The following is a 9,925-nucleotide window of genomic DNA, read 5'->3' on the forward strand; positions in this document are numbered from 1 at the left end:
GGGTTCGGCAGGCGCCAACCGCTTCTATGCCATGATGGACCGCTATCTTGGCGCTCTCGACGAGGCGGGCGCCACCATCGTGATCGTCGCCGACCACGGTATGAAGGATAAGCATCTCGCCGGTGGCAAGCCTGATGTGCTCTATCTACAGGATGTGCTCGATCAGTCCTTCGGGCCCGGCAAGACAAGGGTGATCCTGCCGATCACCGATCCCTATGTCGTCCATCACGGCGCGCTCGGCAGTTTCGCCACCGTCTATGCCTATGGCCCGGACGTGACGGACGTAATGGCCGTGATCGCCCGGCAGGACGGTATCGATGCCGTCCTCGACCGCCACGAGGGCTGTGCGCGCTACGAGCTGCCCGAAGATCGCATGGGCGACATCATCGTTGTCTCCGGGGGCCCATCGGGCTCGAAGGTCATTGGCACGTCGCGTGACAAGCACGATCTTTCTGGCCTTGACGAGCCCCTGCGCTCGCATGGTGGTCTGACCGAGCAGGAAATTCCCGTCATTGCCAACCGCAAGTTCAGGAACGCCCCCGCAAGGCTGCGCAACTTCGACGCCTTTGCCCTGGGCTGTAACCACATCATGGAGAGCTGACATGAACGCCCCTCAGACCAAGCGTCCGGTGATTGCCGAGGCCATGCGCATCGGCGGCCGCAAGGTCGGCGCCGATGGCGTGGTGCCTGTGCACTATCCCTACACCAACGAGGTGATCGGCACGGTGCCTGCAGGCCGCGCCGAACATGCCGCGCAGGCCTTCGCCATTGCCCGGGCCTACAGGCCGAAGCTCACGCGCTACGAGCGTCAGCAGATCCTGTTTCGCACCGCCGAATTGATCCGTGAGCGGAAAGACAGTCTCTCCGATCTCATAACGCTCGAACTTGGCCTGTCCAAGAAGGACTCTCTCTATGAAGTGGGCCGCGCCTATGACGTCTATTCACTGGCGGGCCAGCTCTGCATTCTTGATGACGGGCAGATCTTCTCCTGCGATCTCACGCCTCAGGGCAAGCCGCGCAAGATCTTCACCAAGCGTGAGCCAGTGGGTGTGATCTCCGCCATTACGCCATTCAACCATCCACTCAATATGGTCTCCCACAAGGTTGCCCCGGCGATTGCCACCAACAACTGCGTTGTCTGCAAGCCCACTGAACTCACCCCGCTTACTTGCCTGGCGCTGGCCGACATTCTCTATGAGGCCGGCCTGCCTCCTGAGATGTTCCAGGTGGTCACCGGCTGGCCGGACGACATCGGCGATGAAATGGTGACCAATCCTGACATTGACGTTATCACCTTCACCGGTGGCGTGCGCGTAGGCAAGATCATTGCCTCCAAGGCGGGCTACCGCCGCGCCGCGCTGGAACTGGGCGGCAATGATCCGCTGATCATCCTCGACGACCTCACCGACAGCGATCTCGACAAGGCAGCCGAGCTTGCCGCCGCAGGCGCCACGCGCAATTCCGGCCAGCGCTGCACGGCGGTGAAGCGCATTCTGGTGCAGGAACGGGTCGCCGACAAGTTCGTGGAAAGGGTGCTCGCGAGGGCCAAGGCCATCAAGTTTGGCGATCCGATGGACCCGGCGACCGATCTCGGCACGGTGGTGCATGAGGAGGCTGCCCGCACCTTCGAGGCACGGGTTCACAAGGCGGCAGAGCAGGGCGCGAAGGTGCTCTATGACCCTGGCCGCAAGGGTGCCCTGCTGCCACCGATCACGGTTGACTTCGTGCCACACCAGTCGGAACTCGTGTTTGAGGAAACGTTTGGCCCGATTGTTCCCATCGTTCGTGTTCCCAATGACGATGCCGAGGTCATCCGGATCTCGAACTCGACACCGTTCGGCCTGTCCTCAGGCGTGTGCACGAATAATCTTGGCCGCATCACACGCTTCATCGAGGGTTTGAATGTGGGCACCGTAAATATCTGGGAGGTGCCCGGCTATCGCATCGAGATGTCACCCTTTGGCGGGATCAAGGACTCCGGCAATGGCGTCAAGGAAGGGGTCATGGAGGCGATGAAGTTCTTCACCAATGTGAAGACCTGGTCACTGCCCTGGCCGCAGTGATCGCCGGTCCATTCCTCAGCCGAGGCCCTCGGCCTTCAGCACCTGGCGGATCGAGGTTGAGGTCTTGTCCACGATCTCGGTGAGTTCGGCCTCGGTGACGTTGTAGGGCGGCGCGAGGATCACCACGTCGCCATTGATGCCATCGACATTGCCGCCCACCGGATAGCAGATGAGGCCATTGTCGAAGGCCTGCTGGCGGACCTTCATGAACAGCTTGCGCTCGCCGTCGAAGGGCTTCTTGCTGTCACGGTCGGCCACGAGTTCGATGGCCTGGAAAAAGCCACGGCCGCGAATGTCGCCCACCGCGGCAATGTCGCGCGTGGCCTCGGCCAGCATGGTGCGGAATGGTTGTTCCATGGCAGCCACGCGTTCGACCAGCCTGTCGCGCTCGACGATCTTTTGTACGGCAACGCCTGCCGCGCAGCAGGCCGTATGGCCGGTGAAGGTGTGGCCGGTCATCGGCGCGCCATGCAGGCCGTGAATGGCATCAGCCACCCTGTCCGTGTAGATGGCCGCTCCGAGTGGCAGATAGCCGGCCGCGAGTCCCTTGGCCACCGACATGATGTCGGGTTCTATGCCGTCGCGCTCCAGCGCCCGCCAGCTGCCTGTCCGGCCTGCGCCGCACATCACCTCGTCCGAAATCAGCAGCACGCCGTAGCGGTCGCAGATCTCGCGCACCCGGCGGGCATAGCCTGGTGGTGCAGGCACGCAGCCGCCCGCAGCCCCAACCACGGGCTCGAAGATGAAGGCGCAGACTTTCTCCGGCCCCAGCCGCAGGATTTCCGCTTCGAGTTCCTTGGCGCAGGCCTCTCCGGCCGTTTCGGCCGTGGCGCCCGCCACAGGGCGGTAGACATTGGCGGGCGACAGGCGCGAGACTTCGAGGAGAGAGCCCTCGAAGGCGCGCTTGCGCTCGAGAAAGCCCGAGACGGAGAGTGCCCCCAGCGTGTTGCCGTGCCAGGAGCGTTCGCGCGCGATGAAGCGGCGGCGGCTCATCTCGCCGCGGGCTGCATGATACTGCAGTGCCAGCTTGAGGCAGGACTCGACCGCCTCTGATCCGCCGGTCACATAGACCATGTGATTGAGCGTGCCGCCACAGCGGCGGCGGATGATGTCGGTCAGTTCCTCCAGTGCGTCTGAGGAAAAATTATAGCGATAGCCGTGCGCGATGCGGTCAAGCTGGTGCTTGATCGCGTCATTCACGTCGGTGTTGGAGTGCCCGATGCAATAGACGGCCGGTCCCCCGGACCCATCGATGTATTGCTTGCCACTGGCGTCATAGACATAGCTTCCCTTGGCCCAGGCCACCTTGGGCAGGTCGCCGGTGGAATGGATGTGTTTTGGCAGTGCGGCAGAAGACATACGGGTTGCGCCTTGCGTTGGAACTGAGTGTCGATCAAACTCATACCACCCCAGGCAGAGGAACGGCAAACCTGTGATCACCGTCTTCGACCCGCTGCAGGCCACCCATGCGCCGCGTGAATTCATCGTTTCGGGCAGGCCGCAGCCGATCCCTGAAACGCCGGAGCGCATCACCATGCTGCTCGCTGGCGTGCATCGGCTGGGCGGCCCGGTGGTCACCCCGCCGAACCTGCCCGAGGTTGCGCTCGCCCTGGTGCACGACCCGCGCTATCTGCGCTTTCTCGCAACACTCTGGGACCGCTGGCAGCGCTTGCCGGATGCCGCACCCACGCCCGTTCCCAATGTCTTTGCGCTTGGCCGCGCCAGCCTGCCGCCGCCGGCCTATCCTGACAGCGTGGTCGGCCAGTGCGGCTGGCATCTCGGCGATGGCTCCTGCCCGGTGATGGCGCAAACCCACCAGGCGGCGCTCGCCAGTGCTGCAAGCGCCGCTCATGGCGCGCAGCTGGTGCTCGATGGCGAGCGGGTGGTGTATGCGCTCTGCCGGCCGCCTGGCCACCATGCGGCTGCCGATCTCGCCGCGGGCTTCTGCTATTTCAACAATTCCGCCATCGCGGCCGCTCTGTTCACCCAGGCTGGCCGCCGCACCGCCATCCTCGACATTGACGTCCATCACGGCAACGGCACGCAGGCCATCTTCTATGACCGTGCCGATGTGCTGACAGTCTCGATCCACGCCCATCCCTCGCGCTTCTACCCGTTCTTCTGGGGCTACGCAGATGAGCAGGGACGCGCCGCCGGTGAGGGGTTCAATCTCAATCTGCCGCTGGAACGCGGAGCCACACTGACACCCTATGAGTCGGCCCTGGGCGTCGCGCTGCAACGCATCGCAGACTTCGCGCCCGATGTTCTGGTTCTGGCAGCAGGCCTGGACATCGCGGAGGATGATCCGTTCCGCGGCTTTGCCATCACCACGCCGGAGTTCGCGGCCATCGGCCGACGCATCGCGGGCTTGCAGCTGCCCATGCTTGTGGTCCAGGAGGGTGGATATCCCTCGCCCAATCTCGGGCGCAATCTCGAGTCTTTGCTCGGGGGGTTGCTGTCATGAGCCTCTCGCTGCGGCCGATGCGTGCGGCAGAGGCGGATGCCGTCGCTGCCATGGTGCATGGGCTGGCCGGACACATCGGACAGGGTGTCGTGCCAAAACTCACCGGGGCCAACCTGCGCGCCGCGGCGGATCTCGTTGACGTGGTGGTGGCGGAACGGGACTCGCGCCTGATCGGCGCCTGCCTCGGTCTCATGACCTTTTCCACTTGGCGGGGAGCGCGTGGTCTCTATGTCGTTGACCTCTTCGTTGATCCCGCCGCCCGCGGGCAGCGCGTGGGCCAGCGCCTGCTGCGCATGTCTGCAGAGCGTTTTGCGGCGCGTGGCGCCAGCTTCATCAAGCTTGAAGTTGATGAGGCCAATGCCGGTGCCCAGCGTTTTTATGCGCGTCTGGGGTTTTCCAAAAAGGATGAAGACAGGCTTCACATTCTGGAGCAGGATCAGTTCACGGCTTTCATTGCTAGCGGAGACAAGACATGACCATAAAACGCATTGGCCTCATCGGTGTCGGCCTGATGGGCCATGGCATCGGCAAGAATCTGCTCGAAAAGGGCTACGAGCTCACCGTCATGGTTCACCGCAACCGCGGGCCGGCGGACGATCTCATCGCCAAGGGTGCTCATGAGCGCAACACCCCGCTGAGCATCGCGAAGGACTGCGACATGGTGATCCTTTGCGTCACTGGCACGCCTGAGGTGGAGCAGGCCGTCTACGGCGAATATGGGCTTCTGGGTGCCGTTCGTGATGGCCTGGTCATCGCCGACTGCTCCACCGCCGAACCTGATTCCACCAGGAAGATTGCCGCCGACGTGGAAGCCAAGGGTGGCTACTTCGTCGACACGCCAATGACCCGCACCCCTAAGGAGGCGGAGGCTGGAAAGCTTGGCTTGATGACTGGCGGCCCGGAAGAGGTCATCGCCCGTATCAGGCCTGTGCTGGAGTGCTTCGCGGATACCATCGTCCATGCCGGACCCGTGGGGGCCGCGCACCAGCTCAAGCTCATCAACAATTTCCTGTCGATCTGCCATGCCGCGGTAGCAGCCGAGGCGATCACCGTTGCGGCCAAGGCGGGCGTCGACATGAAGGCCATGCGCGACATCGTGATGGCGGGAGGTGCGGCCTCCGTCATGTTCGGCAGGCTCATCAACGTGCCGCTTGCCGATGATGACAGCCATGCCCAGTTCGCGATCCGCAACGCCCGCAAGGACCTGCGCTACTACACCAACATGACCGAGCGGCTGCCGGTCACCTCCTTCCTCGCCGAAACAGCGCATCAGATCACCGTGATGGCTGACAACATGGGCTATGGCGGACGTTTCATACCGCGGCTGATCGATGTGCTGATGAATGTGAACGGGATGAAGAAGTAGCATGGCCAGCCTGTTCTCGCTCGATGGCCGCGTGGCGCTGGTGACCGGTGCTTCGCGTGGTCTCGGCCTTGCAATGGCCAGGGCCCTTGCCCAGCATGGTGCGAAGGTGGTGATCAACGCCCGCGATGCCGTGGCGCTGGCGGCTGCTGCGGCCGAGATCGGTGCTGAGGCCATGGCCTTCGACGTGACTGATGCCAGGGCAGCGCGCGCGGCGCTCGAAGACATCGCGGCGCGCCATGGCAAGCTCGACATTCTCGTCAACAATGCCGGCGTGCAGCACCGGCGGCCGCTCACCGAATGGGAAGACGAGGATTTTGACCGCGTCATCGCTATCAATCTCTCGGCCTGTTTCCGCATGTCGCGCGATGCCGCACGCCTGATGCTGCCCAATGGGCATGGCCGGATCATCAATACGGGTTCGGTTGCGGCCATACTCGGGCGGCCCACCATTCACGCCTATGTCGCTGCCAAGGCCGGCTTGCATGGCCTGACGCGCTCCATGGCGGCCGAGTTGGGGCGCAAGGGCATCACCGTCAATGCCCTCGCTCCTGGTTACTTCGCAACGGAACTCAACACCGCCCTGCTGGCCGACAAGGCCTTCACCGCCTGGGTCGAGGCGCGCACCCCCGCCGGACGATGGGCGAAGCCCGAAGAGCTCGGCGGTGCGGTGGTGTTTCTGGCCTCCGATGCCGCTGCCTATGTCAACGGCCATGTGCTGGCGGTTGATGGCGGCCTTTCTGTCTCCTTGTAAGGTCAGGGCGGCGGCGTCTGGCCGGCCAGCACGGCCGCGAATTTCGGCTGGTCAATATTGCCACCGGAGAGAATGACGCCCACCCGCTTTCCTCGCATGGCCTCACGCTCCTGCAGCAGGGCCGCGAGAGGAGCGGCGCCTGCACCCTCGGCAATGGTGTGGCAGCAGCGGAAATAGAGCCGCACCGCTTCGGCGATCTCATCATCGCCAACCGTCACGATGCGCTCTGCGCCGCGATGGATATGGGCAAACGCCTCGGGATTCACCACCCGCACCGCCATGCCGTCAGCGAAGGTCGTGGCGTGGTTGCTCGAGACCGGCTTTCCCGCGGCTAAGGACAGCGCCATCGCGTTGGCGCCGCTTGCCACCACGCCAATCACCCTGGTCCGAAGCCCCAGCATGTCGCGGGCGGCGATCGTGCCGACAATGCCCGAGCCCATGCCAATCGGCACATAGACAGCATCCAGCTCGCCCGCAGCACGGAACAACTCATGGGCATAGGTTGAAACACCTATCACCAGCTCACGGCCAAAGGATGGAATGAAGTCCAGGCTGCGTTCCTCGGCAAGGGCCATCGCCGCCTCGCGGGCAGAATCAAAATCATGACCGGTTTCGATGAGTTCGGCGCCCAGCGCCCGCATTGCGGCATTCTTTTCCGGTGAGTTGCCGATTGGGCAGACGATCGTTGACTTGATGCCAAGCCTGGTTGCGGCAAAGGGAATGGACTGTCCATGGTTGCCGCGCGTAGCTGTAATCACGCCATTGGTTTGGCCGCGCTCCTTACGGAGCCTCATGTGCACGAGCCCGCCGCGCACCTTGAATGCGCCGGTCGGCGTGTGATTTTCGTGCTTGACCCACACCTCGCATCCGGTCTCATCGTGCAGCAGCGGCCATGCATATTGCGGCGTAGGCGGCATGGCAGCATAGACGATGCGGCTGGCCTGCTCGAGTTCATCGGCGCTGTACATGAGGGAATTAAAGGCGGATCGCGGCTGCCGGTCAACCTTGACTCTCGCGGCGGCGCATGTTTCGTGCGTCTGACACGCGAAGAATCAGGCGGGGACTCTGCATGACGACAGCCTTCATGTTTCCGGGCCAGGGCAGCCAGGCGGTTGGCATGGGCAAGAGCCTGGCCGAGGCCTTCGGACCGGCTCGTGCCGTGTTCGAGGAAGTGGATGCAGCACTGGGTCAGAAGCTCTCTGGCTTGATGTGGGATGGGCCGGATGCCGAGCTGACCCTCACCGAAAACGCCCAGCCCGCACTCATGGCTGTGTCGATGGCTGTGATCCGCGTTCTGGAGGCTGAGCATGGCATCACGGTTGCCAATACGGCCAGCTTTGTTGCCGGGCATTCCCTGGGTGAGTATTCGGCACTTGCTGCCGCCGGAACCTTTTCGCTCGGTGATGCCGCGCGGCTTCTGAAAATCCGCGGCCGCGCCATGCAGAGCGCAACGCCTGTTGGCACGGGCGCCATGGCGGCTCTCCTGGGGCTGGATTTTGCAACGGCGGCAGCAGCTGCGGCCGAAGCTGCGCAGGGTGACGTCTGTCAGGCGGCCAATGACAACAGTGACGGCCAGGTGGTGGTGTCGGGCAGCAAGGCGGCGGTTGAACGCTGCGCCGAGATCGCCAAGGCGAGAGGCGCCAAGCGGGCGGTCATGCTGCCTGTATCGGCGCCCTTCCACTGCGCGCTCATGCAGCCAGCAGCAGACGCCATGGCAGAGGCTCTCGCCACAGTGAAGATGACTGCGCCCGTCGTGCCGGTGGTGGCCAATGTCGGGGCGGCGCCGCTGAGCGAGCCTGCGGCAATCCGCCAGAGCCTGGTCGCTCAGGTCACCGGCACGGTGCGCTGGCGCGAATGCGTGGCCTTCATGGTGGCACACGGTGTCACGCGCTTCGTCGAGATCGGGGCTGGCAAGGTTCTGACCGGCCTTTCAAAGAAAAATGCGTCCGAGGCGACGGCCTTCGCCGTTGGCGCCGCCGAAGACATCGCCGCGGCAGCGGCCCAGATCAGGGGATAGACTCATGTTCGATCTTACCGGCAAGACGGCTCTCGTCACGGGCGCCACCGGCGGAATTGGCGCGGCCATTGCCAAGGCCTTGCACAAGGCGGGGGCCAGCCTCGCCGTATCCGGCACAAGGGCTGGCGTGCTCGATGAGTTGAAGGCCTCACTCAGTGGCGATCGGGTGCACGTCCTGCCTTGCAATCTGTCGGATGCTGCGGCGGTGGAGCGTCTGGTGCCGGAGGCGGAGGCGGCGCTGGGCGGGCTCGACATTCTGGTCAACAATGCCGGCATCACGCGCGATGGCCTTGCCATGCGCATGAAGGACGAGGACTGGTCGGCCGTCCTTGATGTCAATCTCACCGCGTCCTTCCGTCTGGCGCGAGCCGCCATGCGTGGCATGATGAAGAAGCGCTGGGGCCGCATCATCAACATCACCTCGGTCGTCGGTGTTACCGGAAATCCCGGACAGGCCAATTATGTCGCGTCGAAGGCTGGCGTCATTGGCCTGACCAAGTCACTCGCGCAGGAACTTGCATCGCGCAATGTCACCGTCAATGCCGTTGCGCCTGGCTTTATCGCCACTGCAATGACCGATGTTCTGACGGACAAGCAGAAGGAAGCAATTCTCACCCGCGTACCGGCCGGCCGGCTCGGCTCCGGCGAGGACGTGGCGGCCGCCGTGCTCTATCTTTCTTCGGAAGGGGCGGGCTATGTCACCGGCCAGACGCTGCACGTCAACGGCGGCATGGCGATGATCTGAGCGTCACCGTTCCAGGACCAGAATATCAAACCTGGATTCATAGTGCGGCGCAGGAAACAGCAGCAGGATGCGGTTGGCCCCGCGTCTCTCGACATAGGCGACCTGATCCTGCTGCGGATCCTCTCCATAGTTTCGAGGTGGCTCTGCCGCCACATGGCTGGCGCCCACATAGGCCAGCCGCGTCGCCGAGACAGTGTATAACCGCCCGCGGGTCCGCTGGGAGCCCGTCAGTTTTTCAAGCCACCCGCCATCGCCATCATCCCGGATGCGGCATTTGAACCAGCCATAGACCGTGAGTGGCAGGCTGCCTCCAAGCTTGATGGTGCGGCAGCGCCATAGCCCCGTGGCGTCATAACCCTCCGCGAGCGGCAGGGGTTTGCCTGACAGAACTGTCTCGAGGACTGTCCTGTCGGCGGTGGCTCCACCCGCCCGGGCCTCGGCGAGAGCGCCCTCCAGGCTGGTGTCGAACTGGGCCAGCCGGCTCCGGTCTGTTGCCGACAGGAGACGGTCCAGTTCGCC

Annotated in this window: 10 protein-coding genes and 1 pseudogene; 8 read left to right on the forward strand and 3 right to left on the reverse strand. The window is 63.8% G+C overall.

The annotated features are described in order from the left end of the window. Both ACILRN_RS12990 and phnY read left to right on the forward strand, forming a co-directional pair. Positions 1–601, forward strand: a pseudogene (locus ACILRN_RS12990) (phosphonoacetate hydrolase); the annotation flags it as partial. Position 602: 1 nt separating this feature from the next. Then, positions 603–2,063, forward strand: a complete 1,461-nt coding sequence (phnY, locus tag ACILRN_RS12995) for a phosphonoacetaldehyde dehydrogenase (RefSeq protein ID WP_395688919.1) — start codon at positions 603–605, stop codon at positions 2,061–2,063. A 15-nt stretch (positions 2,064–2,078) separates the two neighbouring features. On the opposite strand, the gene ACILRN_RS13000 is transcribed toward phnY, so the two are convergent. Continuing rightward, complete coding sequence (locus tag ACILRN_RS13000; protein WP_395688921.1) at positions 2,079–3,422, reverse strand: aspartate aminotransferase family protein; 1,344 nt, start codon at positions 3,420–3,422, stop codon at positions 2,079–2,081. Between the two features lie 73 nt (positions 3,423–3,495). Here ACILRN_RS13000 and ACILRN_RS13005 point away from each other — a divergent pair, with 73 nt between their 5' ends. From ACILRN_RS13005 to ACILRN_RS13020, 4 genes are read left to right on the forward strand one after another with little or no spacing between them, the layout of a single operon-like run. Next, complete coding sequence (locus ACILRN_RS13005; RefSeq protein WP_395688922.1) at positions 3,496–4,527, forward strand: histone deacetylase family protein; 1,032 nt, start codon at positions 3,496–3,498, stop codon at positions 4,525–4,527. Then, complete coding sequence (locus ACILRN_RS13010; protein ID WP_395688923.1) at positions 4,524–5,003, forward strand: GNAT family N-acetyltransferase; 480 nt, start codon at positions 4,524–4,526, stop codon at positions 5,001–5,003. Before ACILRN_RS13005 ends, ACILRN_RS13010 begins: the two co-directional genes overlap by 4 nt. Continuing rightward, a complete protein-coding gene (locus ACILRN_RS13015) occupies positions 5,000–5,893 on the forward strand; it encodes an NAD(P)-dependent oxidoreductase (protein WP_395688924.1) in 894 nt (297 codons plus the stop codon). Before ACILRN_RS13010 ends, ACILRN_RS13015 begins: the two co-directional genes overlap by 4 nt. Position 5,894: 1 nt before the next feature. After that, a complete protein-coding gene (locus ACILRN_RS13020; RefSeq protein WP_395688926.1) occupies positions 5,895–6,644 on the forward strand; it encodes an SDR family oxidoreductase in 750 nt (249 codons plus the stop codon). A 2-nt stretch (positions 6,645–6,646) separates the two neighbouring features. Here ACILRN_RS13020 and ACILRN_RS13025 read toward each other — a convergent pair whose 3' ends face one another. Beyond that, positions 6,647–7,612: a threonine dehydratase gene (locus ACILRN_RS13025; protein WP_395688928.1), complete on the reverse strand. Its 966-nt coding sequence runs from the start codon at positions 7,610–7,612 to the stop codon at positions 6,647–6,649. Between the two features lie 101 nt (positions 7,613–7,713). Here ACILRN_RS13025 and fabD point away from each other — a divergent pair, with 101 nt between their 5' ends. Together fabD and fabG are read left to right on the forward strand one after the other, a co-directional pair. Further along, positions 7,714–8,661 (forward strand): ACP S-malonyltransferase, encoded by a 948-nt coding sequence (gene fabD, locus ACILRN_RS13030; protein WP_395688930.1) that lies wholly within the window; start codon positions 7,714–7,716, stop codon positions 8,659–8,661. Positions 8,662–8,665: 4 nt separating this feature from the next. Continuing rightward, positions 8,666–9,406, forward strand: a complete 741-nt coding sequence (gene fabG, locus ACILRN_RS13035) for a 3-oxoacyl-[acyl-carrier-protein] reductase (RefSeq protein ID WP_395688933.1) — start codon at positions 8,666–8,668, stop codon at positions 9,404–9,406. Between the two features lie 3 nt (positions 9,407–9,409). Here fabG and ACILRN_RS13040 read toward each other — a convergent pair. Next, positions 9,410–9,925: DUF4893 domain-containing protein (locus tag ACILRN_RS13040; RefSeq protein ID WP_395688935.1), on the reverse strand; the 516-nt coding region annotated here is incomplete at its 5' end.

This window comes from Aestuariivirga sp., assembly GCF_044238155.1.
Lineage (GTDB): Bacteria > Pseudomonadota > Alphaproteobacteria > Rhizobiales > Aestuariivirgaceae > Aestuariivirga.